At 69.3% G+C, this 20,305-nt stretch carries 18 protein-coding genes; 8 read left to right on the top strand and 10 right to left on the bottom strand.

Annotated features, from left to right (window positions below):
- The first annotated feature begins 22 nt into the window (after positions 1-22).
- From OHB24_RS30510 to OHB24_RS30500, 3 genes are all read left to right on the top strand, one after another.
- Entirely contained in the window at positions 23-2,422 is a 2,400-nt protein-coding gene (locus tag OHB24_RS30510; protein WP_327634309.1) for a lamin tail domain-containing protein, read from the top strand.
- Between the two features lie 75 nt (positions 2,423-2,497).
- A complete protein-coding gene (msrB, locus tag OHB24_RS30505; RefSeq protein WP_327634308.1) occupies positions 2,498-2,923 on the top strand; it encodes a peptide-methionine (R)-S-oxide reductase MsrB in 426 nt (141 codons plus the stop codon).
- Positions 2,924-2,986: 63 nt separating this feature from the next.
- Positions 2,987-5,023, top strand: a complete 2,037-nt coding sequence (locus OHB24_RS30500) for an AAA family ATPase (protein ID WP_327634307.1) — start codon at positions 2,987-2,989, stop codon at positions 5,021-5,023.
- Here OHB24_RS30500 and OHB24_RS30495 read toward each other — a convergent pair.
- From OHB24_RS30495 to hemE, 5 genes are read right to left on the bottom strand one after another with little or no spacing between them, the layout of a single operon-like run.
- A complete protein-coding gene (locus OHB24_RS30495) occupies positions 5,020-5,397 on the bottom strand; it encodes a VOC family protein (RefSeq protein WP_327634306.1) in 378 nt (125 codons plus the stop codon). The genes OHB24_RS30500 and OHB24_RS30495 overlap by 4 nt on opposite strands.
- Positions 5,397-6,092, bottom strand: a complete 696-nt coding sequence (gene hemQ, locus OHB24_RS30490; protein ID WP_327634305.1) for a hydrogen peroxide-dependent heme synthase — start codon at positions 6,090-6,092, stop codon at positions 5,397-5,399. Before hemQ ends, OHB24_RS30495 begins: the two co-directional genes overlap by 1 nt.
- Positions 6,089-7,498 carry a protoporphyrinogen oxidase gene (gene hemG, locus OHB24_RS30485; protein ID WP_327634304.1) on the bottom strand — a complete coding sequence of 470 codons (1,410 nt, stop codon included), beginning with the start codon at positions 7,496-7,498 and terminating at the stop codon, positions 6,089-6,091. The genes hemQ and hemG overlap by 4 nt, the downstream gene beginning before the upstream one ends.
- Entirely contained in the window at positions 7,495-8,001 is a 507-nt protein-coding gene (locus OHB24_RS30480; RefSeq protein ID WP_327634303.1) for a GNAT family N-acetyltransferase, read from the bottom strand. Before OHB24_RS30480 ends, hemG begins: the two co-directional genes overlap by 4 nt.
- Positions 7,988-9,058 carry a uroporphyrinogen decarboxylase gene (hemE, locus tag OHB24_RS30475; protein WP_327634302.1) on the bottom strand — a complete coding sequence of 357 codons (1,071 nt, stop codon included), beginning with the start codon at positions 9,056-9,058 and terminating at the stop codon, positions 7,988-7,990. Before hemE ends, OHB24_RS30480 begins: the two co-directional genes overlap by 14 nt.
- A 116-nt stretch (positions 9,059-9,174) precedes the next feature.
- On the opposite strand from hemE, the gene OHB24_RS30470 reads away from it, so the two are divergent.
- Both OHB24_RS30470 and OHB24_RS30465 read left to right on the top strand, forming a co-directional pair.
- Positions 9,175-9,777 carry a DUF3000 domain-containing protein gene (locus tag OHB24_RS30470; protein WP_327634301.1) on the top strand — a complete coding sequence of 201 codons (603 nt, stop codon included), beginning with the start codon at positions 9,175-9,177 and terminating at the stop codon, positions 9,775-9,777.
- Positions 9,774-11,030, top strand: a complete 1,257-nt coding sequence (locus OHB24_RS30465) for an HRDC domain-containing protein (protein ID WP_327634300.1) — start codon at positions 9,774-9,776, stop codon at positions 11,028-11,030. The genes OHB24_RS30470 and OHB24_RS30465 overlap by 4 nt, the downstream gene beginning before the upstream one ends.
- On the opposite strand, the gene OHB24_RS30460 is transcribed toward OHB24_RS30465, so the two are convergent.
- The 4 genes from OHB24_RS30460 to OHB24_RS30445 form a co-directional block, all read right to left on the bottom strand.
- Positions 11,027-11,509: a VOC family protein gene (locus OHB24_RS30460; RefSeq protein WP_327634299.1), complete on the bottom strand. Its 483-nt coding sequence runs from the start codon at positions 11,507-11,509 to the stop codon at positions 11,027-11,029. The two genes, OHB24_RS30465 and OHB24_RS30460, sit on opposite strands and share 4 nt — an antisense overlap.
- A 155-nt stretch (positions 11,510-11,664) precedes the next feature.
- Positions 11,665-12,153 carry a glutathione peroxidase gene (locus tag OHB24_RS30455; RefSeq protein ID WP_327634298.1) on the bottom strand — a complete coding sequence of 163 codons (489 nt, stop codon included), beginning with the start codon at positions 12,151-12,153 and terminating at the stop codon, positions 11,665-11,667.
- The gene (locus tag OHB24_RS30450; protein WP_327634297.1) at positions 12,150-12,827 is read right to left on the bottom strand and encodes a dienelactone hydrolase family protein; all 678 of its coding nucleotides are present in this window, start codon (positions 12,825-12,827) and stop codon (positions 12,150-12,152) included. Before OHB24_RS30450 ends, OHB24_RS30455 begins: the two co-directional genes overlap by 4 nt.
- Complete coding sequence (locus tag OHB24_RS30445) at positions 12,824-13,492, bottom strand: hypothetical protein (protein ID WP_327634296.1); 669 nt, start codon at positions 13,490-13,492, stop codon at positions 12,824-12,826. The genes OHB24_RS30450 and OHB24_RS30445 overlap by 4 nt, the downstream gene beginning before the upstream one ends.
- Positions 13,493-13,732: 240 nt before the next feature.
- Here OHB24_RS30445 and OHB24_RS30440 point away from each other — a divergent pair, with 240 nt between their 5' ends.
- The 3 genes from OHB24_RS30440 to OHB24_RS30430 all read left to right on the top strand — a co-directional run bounded on the left by OHB24_RS30440 (position 13,733) and on the right by OHB24_RS30430 (position 18,742).
- Positions 13,733-14,929 carry a thiolase family protein gene (locus OHB24_RS30440; protein ID WP_327634295.1) on the top strand — a complete coding sequence of 399 codons (1,197 nt, stop codon included), beginning with the start codon at positions 13,733-13,735 and terminating at the stop codon, positions 14,927-14,929.
- Positions 14,926-17,037: a 3-hydroxyacyl-CoA dehydrogenase NAD-binding domain-containing protein gene (locus tag OHB24_RS30435; protein ID WP_327634294.1), complete on the top strand. Its 2,112-nt coding sequence runs from the start codon at positions 14,926-14,928 to the stop codon at positions 17,035-17,037. The genes OHB24_RS30440 and OHB24_RS30435 overlap by 4 nt, the downstream gene beginning before the upstream one ends.
- Before the next feature lie 166 nt (positions 17,038-17,203).
- Positions 17,204-18,742 (top strand): SulP family inorganic anion transporter, encoded by a 1,539-nt coding sequence (locus OHB24_RS30430; RefSeq protein ID WP_327634293.1) that lies wholly within the window; start codon positions 17,204-17,206, stop codon positions 18,740-18,742.
- A gap of 56 nt (positions 18,743-18,798) precedes the next feature.
- Here OHB24_RS30430 and OHB24_RS30425 read toward each other — a convergent pair whose 3' ends face one another.
- Positions 18,799-20,280: an amino acid permease gene (locus OHB24_RS30425; protein ID WP_327634292.1), complete on the bottom strand. Its 1,482-nt coding sequence runs from the start codon at positions 20,278-20,280 to the stop codon at positions 18,799-18,801.
- Positions 20,281-20,305: the final 25 nt, after the last annotated feature.

Raw genomic sequence — 20,305 nt, 5'->3', positions numbered from 1 at the left:
GTACCGGTGTGAGAATCCGGGAATGTCTGCCCTGTACCGATCACGGCGCCGCCTGGGCGCTCTCGTGGTCACTTCGAGTCTCGTCTTAGCCGGCTCCGCCGTACTGATCGCTCGGCCCGCCGACGCCGCTTCCACCGATGTGGTCATCACCGAGGTGTACGGCGGTGGCGGCAACAGCGGCGCGCCGTACCAGAACGACTTCGTGGAGCTGACCAACAACAGCTCGGCCCCGGTCGACGTGAGCGGCTGGTCGATCCAGTACGCCTCGTCCGGAGGCTCGACGTGGCAGGTGACGAACCTGACCGGCACCATCGCGCCCGGAGCCGCCTATCTCGTCCAGGAGGGCGCCGGCGCCGGGAACGGCCAGCCGCTGCCGACGGCGAACGCGACCGGGACCACCCTGATGTCCGCGTCTGCCGGCAAGGTCGCTCTGGTCACGAACCAGACCGCCCTCGCCTGCGGCGCCACCTGCCACGCCGACGCGGGCGTCAAGGACTACGTCGGGTACGGCGCCGCGAACGACTCCGAGACCACGCCCGCGCCGGGCCTGTCGAACACGACCTCGGCCGCGCGGACCGACCCGGCGAAGGACACCGACAACAACAGCGTCGACTTCGCCGCCGGCAACCCGTCGCCCGGCACACTGACCGGTGGTCCGGCCGAGCCGCCGGTGGACGCGAAGATCCACGACATCCAGGGCGCCGCGCACCGGTCGCCTCTGGACGGCAAGCAGGTCGCGAACGTCACCGGTGTTGTGACGGTGAAGGGCAGCAACGGGTTCTGGTTCCAGGACCCGCAGCCGGACGCCGACCCGGCCACCAGCGAGGGCCTGTTCGTGTTCACCAGCGCCGCGCCGACGGTCTCCGTGGGCGACGCCGTGACGGTCGAGGGCTCGGTCGCCGAGTTCCGCCCGGGCGGCTCCGGCGGTACGACGAACCTGACGACCACCGAGCTGACCAACCCGAAGGTCACCGTGACAACTTCAGGCACCGGGACTGCCGCCGTACCGGCTCCGACCATCGTCGGACCGGGCGGGCGCGTGCCGCCGTCGACCGTGATCGACGATGACTCGAACGGTGACGTCGAGACGACCAGCACCGCGTTCGACCCGGCCAGCGACGGTCTCGACTTCTGGGAGTCGCTGGAGGGCATGTGGCTGGGCATCAACCAGCCGCAGGTCACCGGCCCGACGAGTTCGTTCCGCGAGCTGTCCGTCGTACCGGCTGGTGCCGGCGTACGCACGGTGCGCGGCGGGATCCTGCTGCAGAAGACCGACAGCAACCCGGAGCGGGTGCTGCTGGACGACGTACTGACGACGATCCCGGACGCGAAGACCGGCGACAAGCTGGCCGGTGTGGTGACGGGTGTCCTCGACTACTCGTTCGGCAACTTCAAGCTGCTGCCGACCACGACGCCGACCGTGATCGACGGCGGGGTCAAGCGCGAGACGACCAAGGCCTCGTCGCCGGTGCAGCTGTCGGTGGCGACGTTCAACGTGGAGAACCTGGACCCGTCCGACGGTGACGTCAAGTTCGACGGGCTGGCGCAGGCGGTCGTGCACAACCTCGCGTCGCCGGACATCCTCGGCCTCGAGGAGGTCCAGGACGACGACGGAGCGGTCAACTCCGGCGACACGACCGCGGACAAGACGCTCGGACTGCTGACCGCGGCGATCGTGAAGGCGGGCGGGCCGCAGTACACCTGGAAGCAGATCGACCCGGTGAACAACCAGGAGGGCGGTGAGCCGGGCGGCAACATCCGGGTCGCGTTCCTGTACCGGACGGACAAGGCGGTGAAGTTCGTCGATACGCCCGGTGGGACCTCGACGTCGCCGACCACGATCGTCACGGACCGCCGCGGCAAGCCGCACCTGAGCGCTTCGCCGGGCCGGATCGACCCGGCGAACCCCGCCTGGGCCGCCACCCGGGTGCCGCTCGCGGGCGAGTTCAAGTGGCACGGGCAGACCGTGTTCGTGGTCGTGAACCACTTCAGCTCCAAGGGCGGCGACAACCCGCTGTGGGGCCGCTTCCAGCCGCCGGTGCAGGTGACCGCGGCCAAGCGGCACCAGCAGGCCGCCTCGGTGCGCGGGTTCGTGGACCAGATCCTGGCCAAGGACAAGGGCGCGAACGTCGTCGTCCTCGGTGACCTGAACGACTTCGACTGGTCGCAGACCGCGGACATCCTGGTCGGCTCGGGCAAGACCGCGCTGATCGACCTGCCGCGGACGCTGCCGCTGAAGGAGCGGTACAGCTACGTGTTCGAGGGCAACAGCCAGATCCTGGACCAGATCCTGATCTCACAGAACCTGCGGCCGGCGTCGGCGTACGACGTCGTGCACATGAACGCGGAGTTCCCGGACCAGATCTCCGACCACGACCCGCAGGTGGTGAAACTGATCCCGCTGCCGTCCTGGGTGCGGTAACCCCAGAAGATTGCGGCAGTCTTACGTTGGCCGCCCGGGCGGGGTTTTCCTTGCCCGGGCGCCGATACTGGGAACGTGACAGATCAGACCAAGAACTACGTCGTACAGAAGTCCGACGCGGAGTGGAAGGCCGAGCTCTCCCCCGCCGAGTTCCACGTGCTGCGCCAGGCCGGCACCGAGCGGCCGTTCGTCGGTGAGTACACCGACACCAAGACGGTCGGCGTGTACAAGTGCCGGGCCTGCGACACGGAGCTGTTCCGGAGCGAGACCAAGTTCGACTCGCACTGCGGCTGGCCGTCGTTCTTCGCGCCGCTCGCCGAGGACCGGGTCGAGTACATCGAGGACCACGACCTCGGCATGAAGCGCGTCGAGGTCCGCTGCGCCAACTGCGGCTCCCACCTCGGCCACGTCTTCGAGGGCGAGGGCTACGGCACCCCCACCGACCTCCGCTACTGCATCAACAGCATCAGCCTCACCCTCACCCCAGCCGACCCCGCCTGACCCGCGGCTCGCCCGGTGGGGTCCTAGACTGGGGCGGCTGGTGGATTCTGGGGAAGGAAATTGGTGGCTGACGACGTCCGTAGTCCGCGGGTTCTCGATGTGCTGGCGGCGGAGAAGCCGTGGGAGGTGCCGGGCGAGTGGCTGACCCGCGTCCGGGCGCAGCTCAAGGCCTGGGCCGACGACCCCGAGGCGCTGCGGCCGTTGCGCCCCGAGGCGTTCCCGGACTTCGTCACAGGCACTCCCGCTGCGGTCTGGTACACCCATCAGGTGGCTCCGCTGCTGACCGGGTGGATCCCGGTCCTGCACGGTGAGTACGCCGACCTGTCGGCCGAGCTGACCCACGAGTTCCACCGGCCGTCGTCCCGTCTCGGCGGCAGCGGCCATGTGATCCACGTGGCGCCGACGGACTGGCACCTGCAGGCGATCGCCGGCGCCCGTGGATTCCGCGAGAACGGGCGCAAGCACGCGCTGCAACTGTCCCGCAACGTCGCCGCCCTGTTCGTCGACGCTCCCCCGATGGCAGCCCGCGCGACGGCCCTGACCGCCGCGTTCGACCGGGTCCTGGCCGACCGTGCCATCACCGAGCTGCACATCACCGGCGAGTACGACGACATCGCGAAGTACTGGCGTACCGACGCGCTCAACGATTCCGAGCGCGCCGTACTCCCCGAGCTCGCCGGCCCCACCGCCGCCCTGCGCTACTCGCTGAACTCGGTCCGGGACACGCACGCCCGGATGCTGATGGTGAGCCCGGACGAGTACGCCGGCGACTTCGCCCAGGTGCTGGCCGAGCTGATCCTGGCCACCGGGCTGCGCGGAATCCCGCAGTCCGTCGCGAGCATCCTCGGTGACTCCGCGATCGACGTGCACAAGGCGCTCAAGGAGCTCGACCCGACCTTCACGCTGCAGACCTGGTACGGGCACATCAACCAGTGGATGTCCCGCGCGATCCGCAACGGACAGGCACCGCTCGCCAGGTCCTGGGGCGCCGCCGCCGCGCGCGTCGGCATACACCTGTCCGGTGTGCTGAACCGGGCGCCGTGGCCGGAGCCCGAGGTCCCCGACCTGACCACGCTGTTCCGGATGCTCGACCGGGAGCGCTGGAACGCCCTCGAGAACCAGGCCGCGTCGGACCAGGAAGCCTCGCTCTCAGCCGCCTGGAACGAGGTCAAGAAGGAAGAAGACAAGAGTGCCGGCAACGCCTCGGGTGACACGCCCGACGAGGCGCTGCCGAAGCCGCTCGACTTCAGCGACAACCCGATCGCCGAGCTCGACTCGCTGATCGGCCTGGAGTCGGTGAAGGACGCGGTCCGCCGGATGGTCGCCGAGGTGAAGACGAACCTCCGCCGGTCCGAGCTCGGGCTGCCGAGTCACGAGCGCGCACGGCACATGGTGTTCGTCGGGAAGCCCGGTACGGCGAAGACCACGATCGCCCGGCTGCTCAGCCGGATCTACCACCAGCTCGGCGTCCTCGAGAAGGGTCACGTGGTCGAGGTCGACCGCTCCGACCTGGTCGGCGCCGGCCTCGGTTCGACCGCGCCGATGACCGCGGCCAAGTTCCGCGAGGCGCTCGGCGGTGTGCTGTTCATCGACGAGGCGTACAGCTTGACGCCGGAGAACACTCCGGGCGACTACGGTCTCGAGGCGGTCGCGACGGTCCTGAAGCTGATGGAGGACCACCGCAACGACTGCATCGTGATCGTCGCCGGGTACCACCGCGAGATGCAGCGGTTCATGGAGTCCAACACCGGTCTGGCGTCCCGGTTCCCGAAGCTGCTGTCGTTCAGTGAGTACGACACCGACCAGCTGGTCGGGATCTTCGAGCTGCAGGCCCGGCAGAAGGGCATGATCTACGGCGAGGAAGTGCTGGACAAGGTCCGCGCCGTCATCCCGCCCGCACCGCGTGGCCACAGCTTCGGTAACGGCCGTTTCATCCGGAACGTGCTCGAGGAGGCCGTCTCCAACCAGGCCACCCGGCTGTCCGCCAGCGACCCGGACAAGCTCACCGAGCGGGACCTGCGCGAGCTGATCCCGTCGGACGTCCGGCCCCCGACGTCGATGCGCGCCGAGGACTACCTACTGCAGAAGCCCGGCACCTAAACCGGGGTTGCGAGCGCCACGGGGTTGCCCTCGGGATCGGCGAGGTAGGCCTGGCGCTCGCCCCACGGCATCGTGGCCGGCTCCTGCAGGACCGGGTGGCCGGCCGCGCGGAAGCGCTCCACCTCCGCCTCGACGTCGTCGACGTACACGAACAGCTCGAAGCGCGGCGCCGCACCGACCGTGATACCGAGCTGGGCCTCGGGCCAGTTGGCGTCGGACAGGCCGAGGGAGGAGTCACCGCGCTCCAGGCCGACGTAGTGCGGGTCGCCCTCCAGCGGGAACTGGTACGTCGGTTCGTAGCCGAGGAGCGTGTAGAACTCGACGGACCGGCGTACGTCGGCGACGTAGAGCACCGGGAACGCCTTGCGGTGCATCAGACCAGATTCGCGATCAGGTCGGACACCTCGGCCCGCTTGCCGGTGTAGAACGGGATCTCCTCGCGGACGTGCCGGCGGGCCGTCGACGCGCGCAGGTCCCGCATGAGGTCGACCATCCGGTGCAGCTCGTCGGCCTCGAACGCCAGGATCCACTCGTAGTCGCCGAGCGCGAACGACGCCACGGTGTTCGCCCGCACGTCCGGGTAGGTGCGGGCCATCTTGCCGTGCTCGGCAAGCATGAACCGGCGCTCCTCGTCCGGCAGCAGGTACCACTCGTAGGACCGGACGAACGGGTACACGCAGATGTACGGCCGCGGCTCCTCGTCGGCCAGGAACGCCGGGATGTGGCTCTTGTTGAACTCGGCCGGCCGGTGCAGCGCGAACTGCGACCAGACCGGAACCAGGTGCCGCCCGAGCCGCGAACGGCGCAACTGGTGGTAGGCCTCCTGCAGCGCGTCCGACGTCGGCGCGTGCCACCAGATCATGAAGTCGGCGTCCGCCCGGAAGCCTTCGACGTCGTAGAACCCGCGGATCACCACGTCGGCGGCGGCGAGCTTCCCGACCAGATCGTTGAGCTCGGCGGTCAGCTCGTCCCGGTCGACGTCACCGAGCGGCGTCTCGACCTTGAACACCGACCACAAGGTGTAGCGGATCACGTCGTTGAGCTCACGGGCCTTCGGCTTACCAGTCACGACTTCATTGTCTCCAATGCGTTCAGGTGTTCCCGCACCCGGGTGGCCGCCTTGCCACCCGAGGCCACACACGCGGCGATCCCGACACCCCGGTACGCCGCCCCGCAGACCGCCAGCCCGGGTACGCCGGCCACCGCGGCCTCCACCCGGTCGACGCGATCCAGGTGCCCGACGGCGTACTCCGGAAGACCGCCGCCCCACCGCGTCACCAGCGATCCGACCACCTCGGCCTGCAGGCCGATCGCCTTGCGCAGGTCCGCCACCGCGAGCCGGACCAGCTCGTCGTCGGACCGCTGCAGCACGTACTCCTCACCGAGCCGCCCGACCGAGGCACGCAGTACGGCGAGCTCTCCCCCGGCCTCCGCGGACCACGCCCACTTGGCGTGCGAGTACGTCGACGCCTTGATCGTGCGGCCCTCCACGGACGGCACCAGGAACCCGGACCCGAGTGCGTCCGACGGCCAGTCCCGCTTCCGGACGGCGAGCGTGACGATCGCCATGCTCGCGTACTCCACCGCCGCCAACTCGGTCGATGCCGCGGGCACCAACTCCCCCAGCATCCGACCGGCCGGAGCAGCCGGTACGGCGACCACGACCGCATCCGCCGAGAGGTACGTCGGCGCGGGCACCGGTCCCGCCTCCAGCTCGAACCCGTCGGCGGTGCGCGAGATCCGGCGTACGGCGAGCTTGGTGCGGATCTCGACGCCGCGGGCGGTCAGGTCCTGCTCGAGCGCGCCGATCAGGCGGTTGATGCCGCCGACGATGCCCGCGAACACCGGTTGGCCGGCGCGCTTCTGGCCCAGTTCGCGCAGCTCGGCCGTGGCGGCGAGCAGGCTCGGCGCGGTCCGCAGCTTCGCGTACAGGTCGGGTACGGCGGCGGCGAGCGAGATCTCGTCGGCCTTCCCGGCGTACACCCCGCCGAGCAGCGGGTCGATCAGCTTGTCGGTCACCGCGGACCCCATGCGCTCGGCGACGAACCGCCCGATCGCCACGTCCTCCGTCAGCGCGGGCGCGGGCAGCTCGGCCTCGTGCGCAACCTGCTCGGCGGCCGCTTCCCCGAGTACGTCGGCAGTCGCGGCCGGATCCACCGGGACGCCCATCACGGTCGGCGGGATCGCGCGGATCCGATCGCCGACCCACAGCCCGGCCGAGGTCGTTGCCGGATGCACCAGGTCGTCGCCGAGCCCGACGGCCCGGATCAGCTCCACCGCCTCCGGCCGCCGCGCCAGGACCGACTCGGCGCCCAGGTCGACCGGCACACCCTCGATCGCGTCCCCGGCCAGCTTCCCGCCGAGCCGCGGCGACCCTTCGAGGACCGTGATGCGCGGCGGATTCGGCCCGGTCGCAAGCGCATACGCCGCTGCCAGCCCACTGATCCCGCCACCGACCACGACCACCCGGTTCACAGGTTCTCCAAGCTCAACTCGTACTTGGTCCCCGGCCCGAGGTCGGTGCTACTGCTGCCGACCGCGCGGAACCCGATGCGCGTCAGCACCGCCTGCGAGGCGCCGTTGTGGTTCGAGGCCCCCGCCGTCAGCGCCGACAGTCCGTACTCCGTCCGTGCGACCTCGATGAGCGCCCGCACGGCCGCCGTCGCGAGACCCTTCCCGGCCCACTTCTCGGCGATCCGGTAGCCCAGCTCGGCCGACCCGTTCTCGAGATCCATCAGGTTCACGCGGCCGACCACCGCCCCGGTGCCGTCGACCAGCACGTGGAAGCGGCAGACGCCGGACTCCTGCTCGGCGAGCAGGGCGGCGTGCCGAGTCGCGTAGGCCGTGAAGAACTCGTCGCCGCGGTCCCACACCCACGAGGCGAAGTACTGCCGGTTCTCTTGCTCGAACGCGAGTACGGCGTCAGCGTGGTCCGCTCGCAGTAGCTCCAGGGTGAGGTCGTAGTCAGGCAGGTACATGGGCCGACTTCGCCTGGACGTACTTCGCGACGCGCTCCAGCACCTCGGGATCGGCGTTCGGCGGCACGCCGTGGCCGAGGTTGAAGATGTGCCCGGGGGCCGCCTTGCCCTCGGCGAGGATCCGGTCGATCTCCGGCTCGATCGCGTCCCACCCGGCGAACAGGAGCGCCGGGTCGAGGTTGCCCTGGACCGGCTTCGGGGCGCCGCCGGCGGCAGTGATCCGGCGTACCGCCTCGTCCAGCGGGACGCGCCAGTCGACGCCGACGACATCGGCCCCGGCCTCGCTCATCAGACCGAGCAGCTCACCGGTGTTCACGCCGAAGTGCACCCGCGGTACGCCGTACTGCTTCATCGCCTCGAACACCTTCGCCGAGTGCGGCTGCACGAACCGCTCGTAGTCCCGCGGCGACAACCCACCGGCCCACGAGTCGAACAGCTGGATCGCCGACGCGCCGGCCTCGACCTGGACCGACAGGAACGCGATCGCGACCTCGGCCAGCCGGTCCGCCAGCGCGTGCCACAGGTCCGGCTGACCGTGCATCATCGCCTTGGTCTTCGCGAAGTCCTTGCTCGGCCCACCCTCGACCAGGTACGACGCGAGCGTGAACGGCGCGCCCGCGAACCCGATCAACGGCGTACCGCCGAGCTCGGAGACGAGCTGCTGGATGGCCTCGGTGGTGAACGGCACGTCGGCCGCGGTGACCGGGCGGACCCGGGCGACCCCCTCGGCGTCCCGGATCGGGTCCGCCGACACCGGGCCGACGCCAGGCTTGATCTCGATGTCGTAACCGGCGAACTGGAGTGGGGTGACGATGTCGGAGAAGAAGATCGCCGCGTCGACGCCGTAACGGCGGACCGGCTGCAGCGTTATCTCGACGACGAGGTCGGGCCGCCTACAGGACTCGAGCATCGTGATGCCCTCCCGCACGGCGCGGTACTCGGGCAAGGCCCGCCCGGCCTGCCGTTGGAACCACACCGGGGTGTGCGGCACCGGCTCACCCCGGGCGGCGAGCAGATAGGCGGAACGGTCCGGAGTGGAAGGTGGCGTCACTGGCACACAGCGATGATCCCACGCTGTGATCAGGGCTCAGTGACCCGGTCGCGTCCGGCATACACACAGCTACCGGCGCGTCTTAGCAGGCGGCGGTGAGTAATCAGTCGTAGGCTGCCGACATGGGTGCCCGCAAGCAGGTCGACGCGCCACCCGCGGAGTTCGCCGAGGCAGTCTCGCAATTACGAGGTGCCCGGTTCCGGCCCGAGGTTTTCGTCGAGGAGATGCCCGCACCGCAGCGGATCGCACCGCATGCGGCGGCGGTCAGCGCCGACGTGACGGTCGACGGTGACGATATCGCCACCGGCCGTCTGGTCGTCCTCTACGACCCGGCCGGGAACGACGCCTGGCAGTCGACTTTCCGCTGTGTCGCATACGTGCGCGCCGCCGTCGAACCGGAGATGGTGACCGACGCGCTGCTCGGCGGCGTGGGCTGGACCTGGCTGATGGAGGCCCTGGCGGACCGGGGTGCCGACTTCCTGGCCCCGAGCGGTACCGTCACCAGGGTGGTATCCGAAAGCTTCGGCGGCATGGCCGACGACGACGCGACGGCGGAGATCGAGATCCGCGCGTCCTGGAGTCCCGTGCCCGGCGCCGGCGGGTTGGTGGACGTGACCCAGCACGCCGAGGCGTGGGGCGAGGTGCTGTGTACGGCGGCCGGACTGCCGCCGGTGCCGCCGGGGGTGGTCGCGATGCCGACCCGGCGTGGACAGCGGGGCCGATGAGCCCAGCCGACACCCAGCCCTCCGAATCGGCCGATCCGGCCGCCCAACTGCCCCTGCTCGAGCTCAGGGACGGATTGTCGGAGGTGATCGACTCCGACCCCGCGCTCACCGACATCGTCGAGGCGTTCCGCTCCGGCACCGGTCCGGTGGCTGTGGATGCCGAGCGCGCCTCCGGCTACCGCTACTCGCACCGCGCCTACCTCGTCCAGCTGCGCCGTGAGGGCTCCGGCTCCGCGCTGGTCGACCCGATCCCGTTCGGCGACCTGTCCGCGCTCGGCGACGCGATCGTCGACACCGAATGGATCATCCACGCCGCGAACCAGGACCTGGCCTGCCTGGCCGAGGTCGGGATGGTGCCGCGGCAGGTGTTCGACACCGAACTGGCCGGCCGCCTGCTCGGGTACCCGAAGGTCGGGCTCGCCTCGCTCGTGAGCGAAGTACTCGGCTACCGGATGCGCAAGGAGCACTCCGCGGCCGACTGGTCGACCCGGCCGCTCCCGGCGCCCTGGCTGGTGTACGCCGCCCTGGACGTCGAGATGCTGATCGAGCTCCGGAACGCGATCGAGCAGGAGCTGCGCCGCGAAGGCAAGTGGGACTGGGCGGAGCAGGAGTTCGCCGCGATCCTGGACGCTCCTCCGCGGGAGCCGAAGCCGGACCCGTGGCGCCGTACGTCGGGTATGCACCGGGTCCGGAACCGCCGCAGCCTGGCCACCGTCCGGGCGCTGTGGGAGGCCCGTGACCAGATCGCCGAGTCCGCCGACATCTCCCCCGGCCGCGTGCTGCCGGATGCCGCGATCGTCGAGGCGGCGTCCGCGATGCCGGCCGACCGCGACACGCTGCAGAAGCTCACCGCCTTCAAAGGCCGCGGCGCCCACCGCCACATGCGGACCTGGTGGGAGGCGGTCGACCACGCCCGCAAGCTCCCCGACTCCGAACTCCCCAAACAGGGCCCGAGGTACGACGGCCCGCCCCCGGCCCGCGCCTGGGCCGACCGCGACCCGGACGCCGCCGCCCGCCTGTCGGCCGCCCGCGCCGCGGTCGCCGAGATCGCCGAGGCCCACCGCCTCCCCACCGAGAACCTGCTGGCCCCGGACACGATCCGCCGCCTGGCCTGGTCCCCACCACCGGACGTGAACCTCGAAGTGGTCACCACCTTCCTCCGAGACCACCACGCCCGCGACTGGCAGATCGCCCTCACCTCGGAAGTCCTCACCGAAGCAATGACCTCCGAAGCAAAGAAACCCCTCGACTAGATCTCCGGGCGATACAGCGAGCTCTGCACGTACTCCATCGCCTTCAGAAACGTCTCGTCGCCGAGTCGCCGGGCCAGCTCCTGCTCGTCGACGTCCTCGATCCGAGTGTGGACCCAGTAGAGGTTGCCGTACGGGTCGTGCACCCGGCCGACCACGTCACCCCAGAACAGGTGCGTCGGCTCGGTCACCACGGTGCCCCCGGCGGCCACGACCTTCTCCAGCGTCTCGTGCACGTCCGGCACGTACAGCCGCAGGAACGCCTGCCTCGGCGGCCAGCCGGGATGGTCGAACATCATCACGACCGAGTCGCCGATCCGCATCTCGGCGTGCTGGATGGACCCGTCCGGCCCCACCACCCGGCCACCCAGATCCACCGCATCGAACGCGGCCGCCAGGAAGTCCATCAGCCCGGCGGTGTCGTGCCCGATGATCCACGGCGTCACGCTGTGGTAGCCCTCGGGGATCGGGTTCACCGTCATGTCCTGCTCCTTAGGTCGTTGTAGAACACAACGCTAGAAGCAGAACAGGACAGAATCGGTCCTCTACTCCACCAGGATCTCGTCGGGCGGTTGTTGCAATGGACGGCAAAGAAATCGCCCGCCGCGGCAGCGACGGGCGATCTGGCCGGGAAGTGCTAGGCCGGGAGCTGCGCCTCGATGGCGGTGACCACCTCGGCGGATTCCGGCTCGGTGCGGGGGCGGAAGCGGGCGGCGACGGTGCCCTCGGGGCTGATCAGGAACTTCTCGAAGTTCCACTGGATGTCGCCGGACTCGCCTTCGGCGTCGGGGGTCTGGGTCAGCTCGTCGTACAGCGGGTGCCGGCCTTCGCCGTTGACCTCGAGCTTGTCGAGCATCGGGAACGTCACGCCGTACGTCGTGGAGCAGAAGGTGTCGATCTCCTCGGCGGAGCCGGGCTCCTGGCCGCCGAACTGGTTGCACGGGGCGCCGAGCACCGTGAAGCCGCGCGACGCGTACTTCTTCTGCAGGTTCTCCAGGCCCTCGTACTGCGGCGTCAGACCACACTTCGACGCCACGTTCACAACCAGAACAGCCTTGCCCTTGTACTCGCCGAGCGAGGTCGCGGCGCCGGACAGGGTGGTCAACGGGATGTCGTACAGGCTCATGCTTGTCCTTGGGAGGTTGGGAGGTGTCGGGCAAGAAAGTCTTCGGTACGGCGCCACGCCAGCACGGACGCCTCGGCGTGGTGGAACATCGGCAGCGGGTTGTCGAACGCGTGGCCGGCACCGTCGTACCTGTGGATCTCGACATCACCCAGTGCGGGCACGATCGCGTCAACGTCCAGGTACGCGTCGGTGTTGCCGAAGTGGTGCAGGCTGGTCGCGGTCACCTTCGGCGCGAGCTCAACCAGACCAGGCAGCGCGGAGCCGTAGTAGCTCACGAGAACGTCCGGCGACGACACGGCGGCCACGTTGTAGCCGAGCCCGCCACCGAAGCAGAAGCCGACTACCCCGGTGCCTCTCCCCCGCGCCTTCAGATACTCCAGCGCGGCGACGGAGTCCTTCACAGCCTGATCCCAGTCGAGGCGGCCGACGATGCCCATCGCGCGCGGCAGGAGCTCCGGCGAGGACTCGTCCAACTCTGTGTCGTCCAGCCGCCAGTAGATCTCCGGCGCGATCACGTAGTACCCGAGGGCGTGTAGGTCCGCCGCGCGCTCCTTGATGTAGTCGGAGACCCCGAAGATCTCCTGCAGTAGCAGGACACCCGGTGCCTCGGTGTCAGCGGGTCCCCACTCGTGGACCGGTAGCGGGCCTGAGGCGGTGTCGATCTCCGATGTCACACCGTGAAGCGTACGACCTCGCGCGTAACCGGTTCGGGTGCGGGTGCGGGCACCCACGCCTTGGTTTCGGCGATGGCGTCGAGGAGGAGCTGGTACAGCCGGGCGTCCGGATCCGGGACGCAGGCCTGCGAGATGCCCTCGACCGCGCACGAGACCGCGCGGGGCGCCGTACGGCGGGCGAAGTCGGGGGTCGCGCGGCGCGCGCGGTTGGTGAAGGACCGCGCCCACTTCGTCGCCGACGGGACCGCCTCCAGCACGGCGAGCGACTCCGGCTCGATGTCGTCGACCGGCCGGCCGTCGAGCAACGCGAGCTGCTTCTCCCCCACCAGCAAGGCGACGGCCAGGATGTACTGGCGCTCCTGCGAGACGACCGGCAGCGCATGCTGGATGCAGCGCGCGGTCACCCGCGGCACGACGTGCGGGTCGTCCGGGGTCAGCCCGATCACGGACGGGATCAACGGAGCCAGCCGGGATCGCCCGGCGTCCGTCGTGCAGTCGTTCACGTCGCGCGCGACGCCCGCCAGCAGCGCGTGCGTGCAGGACGGGTGGTCCGACCACGGCTCACCGGCCAGGTAGGACGCGAACTCCATGAAGCAGGCGCCTTTGCGCGGACTGCGGTGTTTCCCCCGGCTCAGAACCGGTACGGCGAGATCAAGATTGTCCATTGAACAACTCCAATAACGCGGACCAGGAATCCAGCATGCGCCCATTCGCGCCGCAATGCCACGCACCACCAACTCTTCTTGCTACCCACCACCAACTCTTCTCGCCACGCACCACCAGCTCTTCTCCTCTTTCCTTCCTTTCCTACTTGTGAGCCGACGCACAGGCGTGGGTACTTTGGAGGTTCTGTTACCGACGGGTAGCATCGGGGTAGCTTTCCCGACCCCCAGAGGAGGGCCCTCGTGCCCCGTGAGATCCGCGATGTCGTGTACGTCGACGGCGTTCGCACCCCGTTCGGCAAGGCCAAGGGCCAGTACGCCGAGACCCGCGCCGACGACCTGGTGATCAAGTGCATCCGGGAGCTGCTGCGGCGCAACCCGGGTCTCCCCCCGGAGCGGGTGGACGAGGTCGCGATCGCGGCCACCACCCAGATCGGCGACCAGGGCCTGACCATCGGCCGGACCGCCGCGCTGCTGGCCGGCCTGCCGAACACCACGCCCGGCTACTCGATCGACCGGATGTGCGCCGGCGCGATGACCGCCGTCACCACCACCGCCGCCGGGATCGCGTTCGGCGCGTACGACGTGGTTGTGGCGGGCGGCGTCGAGCACATGGGCCGGCACCCGATGGGCGAGGGCGTGGACCCGAACCCGCGGATCATCTCCGAGAAGCTGGTCGACACCTCGGCCCTCGTGATGGGGTCGACCGCGGAGAACCTGCACGACCGGTTCCCCTCGCTCACCAAGGAGCGCGCCGACGCGTTCGCGGTCGCCTCCCAGGAGCGCGCCGCGAAGGCCTACACGAACGACCTGATCCAGCCCGACCTGGTGCCGATCGCGACGCGTTCGGCCGAGCTGGGCTGGGGCTACGCGACCACCGACGAGCCGATGCGCCCGGGCACCACGATGGAGGACCTGGCCAAGCTGAAGACGCCGTTCCGTCCCCACGGCCGCGTCACGGCGGGCAACTCGGCAGGTATCAACGACGGCGCCACCGCGGCGCTGATCACGTCGGCCGAAGCCGCCGAGGAGCTCGGCCTGAAGCCCAAGATGAAGCTGGTCTCCTACGGCTTCGTCGGCGTCGAGCCCGAGGTGATGGGCTTCGGGCCGGTGCCCGCGACCGAGAAGGCGCTGAAGCTGGCCGGCCTGACCATCGACGACATCCAGGCCTTCGAGGTCAACGAGGCGTTCGCGGTCCAGGTGCTGGCGTTCCTCGAGCACTACGGCATCGCCGACGACGACCCGCGGGTCAACCCGTACGGCGGCGCGATCGCCTTCGGCCACCCGCTGGCGTCGTCCGGGGTCCGGCTGATGAACCAGCTGGCCAAGCAGTTCGAGCAGCGCCCCGAGGTCCGCTACGGCCTCACCACCATGTGCGTCGGCCTCGGCATGGGCGGGACCGTCATCTGGGAGAACCCCAACTGGGAGGGTCAGAAGTGAGCCTGCAAGAACTGATCGACTCGGCGTCGGCGTTGTCGACCGACGAGGTCGTCACGCTCGCCCACTCGCGGGACGTCGTGCTGCCGAACAAGGCCGGCACGATGGCGCTCATCACGCTGGACAACGGGCACGACCACACCAAGCCGAACACCTTCGGGCCCAAGGGTCTGGGCTCGCTGAACGAAGCCATCGACGCGGCCCTCGCCCGCGACGAGGTCGTCGCGATCGGGGTCACCGGCAAGCCGTTCATCCTGGCCGCGGGCGCCGACCTGACCGGCGTACCGAAGCTGACCGACCGGGAGCAGGCGCTGGCGCTCGGCAAGATCGGGCACGGCGTGATGCGGAAGCTGGTCGACGGCGGCAAGCCGTCGTTCGCGTTCGTGAACGGCGTCGCGCTCGGCGGCGGGCTCGAGGTCGCACTGCACGCCACCTACCGGACCGTGTCGGTGGCCGCAGGCATGCTGTCGACGCCGGAGGTCTTCCTCGGCCTGATCCCCGGCTGGGGCGGCAACTTCCTGCTGCCGAACCTGATCGGCGCGGACAACGCGGTGAAGGTCGTGGTCGAGAACGCCCTCAACCAGAACAAGATGCTCAGCGGGCCGGAGGCGGTGAAGCTCGGCATCGGCGACGTACTGCTGGAGTCGGCGGACTTCCTCGAGCAGTCGCTGATCTGGGCCTCGAAGGTCCTCACCGGTGAGATCACGGTCCAGCGGGCGGAGATCGACCGCGGTGACGCCTGGGACGCGGCTGTCGCCCGGGGCAAGGGCTTCTCCGACGTCAAGGTGAGCGGTGCCGCGCCGGCGCCGTACCGGGCGCTGGACCTCATCGCGGCGGCGAAGGACAACGACCGCGACCGTGGTTTCGCGGCCGAGGACGAGGCGCTCGCCGACCTGATCATGAGCGAGGAGCTGCGCAGCGGCCTCTACGCGTTCGACCTGGTGAACAAGCGGGCCAAGCGCCCGGCCGGAGCGCCGGACAAGTCGCTGGCGCGACCGGTGTCGAAGGTCGGTGTCGTCGGCGCGGGTCTGATGGCGGGTCAGCTGGCCCTGCTGTTCGCGCGGCGGCTCGAGGTTCCCGTCGTACTGACGGACCTCGACCAGGAGCGCGTGGACCGCGGCGTCGGGTACGTGCACGGTGAGATCGACAAGCTGCTCGCGAAGGGCCGTCTGCGCCAGGACAAGGCAAACCAGCTGAAGGCACTGGTCACCGGGTCGGTCGACCGCTCGGTGTTCGCGGACGCCGACTTCGTGATCGAGGCCGTGTTCGAGGAGCTGCAGCTGAAGAAGACGATCTTCGCCGACCTGGAGAAGATCATCCGGCCGGACGCGATCCTGGCCACCAACACGTCGTCGTTGTCGGTGACCGAGATGGCGGCGGACCTGGAGCACCCGGAGCGGGTCGTCGGGTTCCACTTCTTCAACCCGGTCGCGGTGCTGCCGCTGCTGGAGATCATTCGCGCGGACCGGACCGACGACGCGTCGCTGGCGACGGCGTTCGCGGTCGGCAAGAAGCTGAAGAAGTCCTGCGTTCTCGTCAAGGACGCACCGGCGTTCGTGGTCAACCGGCTGCTGACCCGTTTCCTCGGTGAGGTCAGCGCGGCGGTGGACGAAGGTACGCCGATCCTCGAGGCGGACAAGGCGCTGTCGGCGCTCGGGTTGCCGATGCCGCCGTTCGTGCTGCTGCAACTGGTCGGGCTACCGGTTGCACTGCACGTCGCGGAGACCATGAACCGGGCCTACCCGGAGCGATTCGCGGTGTCGGAGAACCTCGCGAAGGTCGTCGCCGCGGGCAAGAGCTCGTTCTACATCTGGCCGGAGGGCAAGCCGGTCGTGGACCCGGAGGTCGAGGCACTGGTGACGGTCGGCGACAAGCCGTCCACCGCCGACGAGCTGCGCACCCGGGTGCTGACCGCGCTCGCCGAGGAGATCAAGATCATGCTCGACGAGGGCGTCGTCGCGCAGGCGCAGGACATCGACCTGTGTCTGCTCCTGGGCGCCGGCTGGCCGTTCCACCTCGGCGGCGTCACGCCGTATCTGGACCGCTCCGGCATCGCGGAGAAGGTCAACGGCAGTCGATTCCTCCCCAAGGGCGCAGCAAGCCTCGCCTGACAGACCGCTGGGGGGCGGTACGGAGCCGGAAGCCCGCTCCGTCCCCCAGCAAGCAATTGTGGCGAAGCGCGCAGGTAGAGTGACAGGACCTCCTCGTGCTTCCGCAGGCCCAACGACGCGCCGCTCGCGCTGAGGGTCTGCCGCCCATTGCATGTCTGGAGACCGCATGTCTTCGCTGGCGCCTGAGTCAGCCACGCCCGAACCCGCCCGGTCGCCTGCGGTGGAGGAGCCTGACATCACGTCGGTCCGCGCCGCGTTCCGTTCTCCGCGCCGGCTACGGATCGAGGTGCTGGGCGGCCTGGTGGTCGCGCTGGCGCTGATCCCGGAGGCGATCAGCTTCTCGATCATCGCCGGCGTCGATCCTCGGATCGGGCTGTTCGCCTCGGTCACGATGGCCGTCTCGATCGCGTTCCTGGGCGGCCGCCCGGCGATGATCTCGGCCGCGACCGGCGCAGTCGCGCTGGTGATCGCGCCGGTGATGCGCGACCACGGCTACGAGTACCTGATCGCCACCGTGATCCTCGCCGGGATCCTGCAGGTGATCCTCGGCGTGCTCGGGGTCGCCCGGCTGATGCGGTTCATCCCGCGCTCGGTCATGGTCGGCTTCGTCAACGCGCTCGCGATCCTCATCTTCCTCGCGCAACTGCCGCACCTGACCCACGTCCCGTGGCCGGTCTACCCGCTGGTCGCGGCCGGAATCATCGTCATGGTCCTCCTGCCCCGCCTCACGACGGCCGTCCCGGCCCCGCTGGTGGCGATCCTCTCCGTCACCGTCTTCGTCGCGCTGGCCTCGGTGACGGTGCCGACCGTCGGCGACGAGGGCAAGCTCCCCGACAGCCTCCCGTCGCTGTTCTGGCCCGATGTTCCATGGAATCTGGACACGCTGCGCATCATCGCCCCGTACGCCGTGGGAATGGCGCTCGTCGGTCTGCTGGAGTCACTGATGACCGCCAAGCTCGTCGACGACATCACCGACACCCACTCGGTCAAGACCCGTGAGGCCTGGGGCCAGGGCGTCTCGAACGTCATCACCGGGTTCTTCGGCGGCATGGGCGGCTGCGCGATGATCGGGCAGACGATGATCAACGTGAAGGCCTCCGGCGCCCGGACCCGGATCTCCACCTTCCTGGCCGGAACGTTCCTGCTGATCCTCGTCGTCGGACTCGGCGACCTGGTCGGCGACATCCCGATGGCCGCACTCGTCGCCGTGATGGTGATGGTCTCGGTCGGAACCTTCGACTGGCACAGCATCCACCCGAAGACGCTGCGCCGGATGCCCCGCAGCGAAACCGTCGTGATGCTGTCGACGGTCGTGGTCGTCGTCATCACCCACAACCTCGCCATCGGCGTGGTGGTCGGTGTCATCGTCGCCATGATCCTGTTCGCGCGCCGCGTCGCCCACTTCACGACCGTCACCGACGTCGCACACCCCGACGACGACACCAAGGTGTACGCCGTCACCGGCGAGCTGTTCTTCGCCTCCAGCAACGACCTGGTCTACCAGTTCGACTACCGCGGCGACCCCGCGAACGTCGTCATCGACCTGACCGACTCCCACATCTGGGACGCGTCCACCGTCGCCACCCTGGACGCGATCACCAGCAAGTACGCCCGCTACGGCAAGACCGTCCGCATCGTCGGACTCAACCCCTCCAGCGCCCAACGTCACGAGCGTCTCGCCGGAAAGCTCGGCGAAGGCCACTGACCGCCCCCTCGGACGGCCGGCTGATCCTGAGAGCAGCCGACCCTCCGGGGACCGGATCAGGCCTTCTGGGCCTCGCCGGTGCGCTCCTCCACACCGACGCGGCTCCGCCGGTAGCCGTACACGGCGTAGATGAGGAAGCCGAGCACCATCCAGATCGCGAACCGCAGCCAGGTCTCCAGCGACAGGTTCAGCATCAGGTACAGGCAGATCAGCGCCGCCACGATCGGGATCACCGGGCTGCCCGGCACCCGGAACGAGCGCTGGATGTCGGGGCGGCTCTTGCGCAGCAGCGGCACCGCGATCGACACCAGGGTGAACGCGGCCAGCGTGCCGATGTTCACCATCTCCTCGAGCTTGCCGATCGGGGTCACCCCGGCCACGATCGCGACGACCACGCCGATCGCGATGGTCAGGCGGTACGGCGTACCCCACTTCGGGTGCGTCTTGCCGAGCTGCCGGGGCATCAGGTGGTCGCGGCTCATCGCGAACACGACGCGCGCGGCGCCGATCATCAGCGTCAGTACGACGGTGGTCAGACCGGCCACAGCACCCGCCGAGATCAACGTCGCGAAGCCGCCACGGCCGACGGAGCGGAACGCCTCCGCGAGCGCGGCCTCACCGCTGATGTCGGTGTACTTCACCATGCCGGTGATGACGATGCAGACCAGCACGTAGAGGACCGTGCAGATGGCCAGCGAGCCGATGATGCCGCGCGGCAGGTCGCGCTGCGGGTTCTTGGCTTCCTCGGCCGTGGTCGCGACCACGTCGAACCCGATGAACGCGAAGAACACCAGCGACGCACCCGACACCAGGCCCATCACGCCGAACGTCGACGGCGTGAACCCGAACAGCGCCTGGAACAACGGCGTGGTGATGGTGACCCCAGCGTCCGGAGTCTCGACACTCGGCGGGATGAACGGCGTCAGGTTCGAGCTCTTGATGTAGAACAGGCCGGCGATGATCACGAACAGCACCACGAACAGCTTGATCGCGACCAGCACCAGGTTGACGCGCAGCGATTCCTTGATGCCGATCGTGGCGAGGATCGCCAGCACCACGACCAGCAGCATCGCGAGCACGTTGACGTTGCTGTCCGGTCCGATCGACGACGGCCAGCCCAACCCGATCTGGTCGAGGAACAAGGCGGCGTACGTCGACCAGCCCTGCGCCACGACGCTTGCCCCGAGCATCAACTCGAGCAGCAGGTCCCAGCCGATGATCCAGGCGAAGATCTCACCGAGCGAGAAGTACGAGAACGTGTACGCCGAACCCGACACCGGCACGGTGGACGAGAACTCGGCGTAGCACAGTGCGGCCAGCGCGCAGCAGACGGCGGCCAGCACGAAGGACAGTGCGATCCCCGGTCCGGCGTACAGCTTGGCCGCACGGCCGGTCAGGGTGAAGATGCCGGCACCGATGATGACGCCGATGCCGAAGACGGTCAGATCGACCGCGGTGAGGCGTTTCTTCAGCTGGTACTCCGGCTCGTCGGTGTCGGCGATCGACTGCTCGATCGTCTTCTTCCGCACAAGACTCATCTGCGCCTCCTCGAAGTGGACGGAA

Source organism: Kribbella sp. NBC_00482 (assembly GCF_036013725.1).
GTDB lineage: Bacteria > Actinomycetota > Actinomycetes > Propionibacteriales > Kribbellaceae > Kribbella.
This window is presented reverse-complemented; position numbering and strand designations above follow the sequence as displayed.

What these genes read in the sequence shown, in the direction of transcription:
- OHB24_RS30510 (WP_327634309.1), top strand. Translation starts at nt 23, where the DNA reads ATGTCTGCCCTGTACCGATCACGGCGCCGCCTGGGCGCTCTCGTGGTC.
- OHB24_RS30495 (WP_327634306.1), bottom strand. Translation starts at nt 5,397, where the DNA reads ATGCACCGCAAGGCGTTCCCGGTGCTCTACGTCGCCGACGTACGCCGG.
- OHB24_RS30480 (WP_327634303.1), bottom strand. Translation starts at nt 8,001, where the DNA reads ATGTACCTGCCTGACTACGACCTCACCCTGGAGCTACTGCGAGCGGAC.
- OHB24_RS30470 (WP_327634301.1), top strand. Translation starts at nt 9,175, where the DNA reads ATGGGTGCCCGCAAGCAGGTCGACGCGCCACCCGCGGAGTTCGCCGAG.
- OHB24_RS30465 (WP_327634300.1), top strand. Translation starts at nt 9,774, where the DNA reads ATGAGCCCAGCCGACACCCAGCCCTCCGAATCGGCCGATCCGGCCGCC.
- OHB24_RS30460 (WP_327634299.1), bottom strand. Translation starts at nt 11,509, where the DNA reads ATGACGGTGAACCCGATCCCCGAGGGCTACCACAGCGTGACGCCGTGG.
- OHB24_RS30455 (WP_327634298.1), bottom strand. Translation starts at nt 12,153, where the DNA reads ATGAGCCTGTACGACATCCCGTTGACCACCCTGTCCGGCGCCGCGACC.
- OHB24_RS30445 (WP_327634296.1), bottom strand. Translation starts at nt 13,492, where the DNA reads ATGGACAATCTTGATCTCGCCGTACCGGTTCTGAGCCGGGGGAAACAC.
- OHB24_RS30430 (WP_327634293.1), top strand. Translation starts at nt 17,204, where the DNA reads ATGTCTTCGCTGGCGCCTGAGTCAGCCACGCCCGAACCCGCCCGGTCG.
- OHB24_RS30425 (WP_327634292.1), bottom strand. Translation starts at nt 20,280, where the DNA reads ATGAGTCTTGTGCGGAAGAAGACGATCGAGCAGTCGATCGCCGACACC.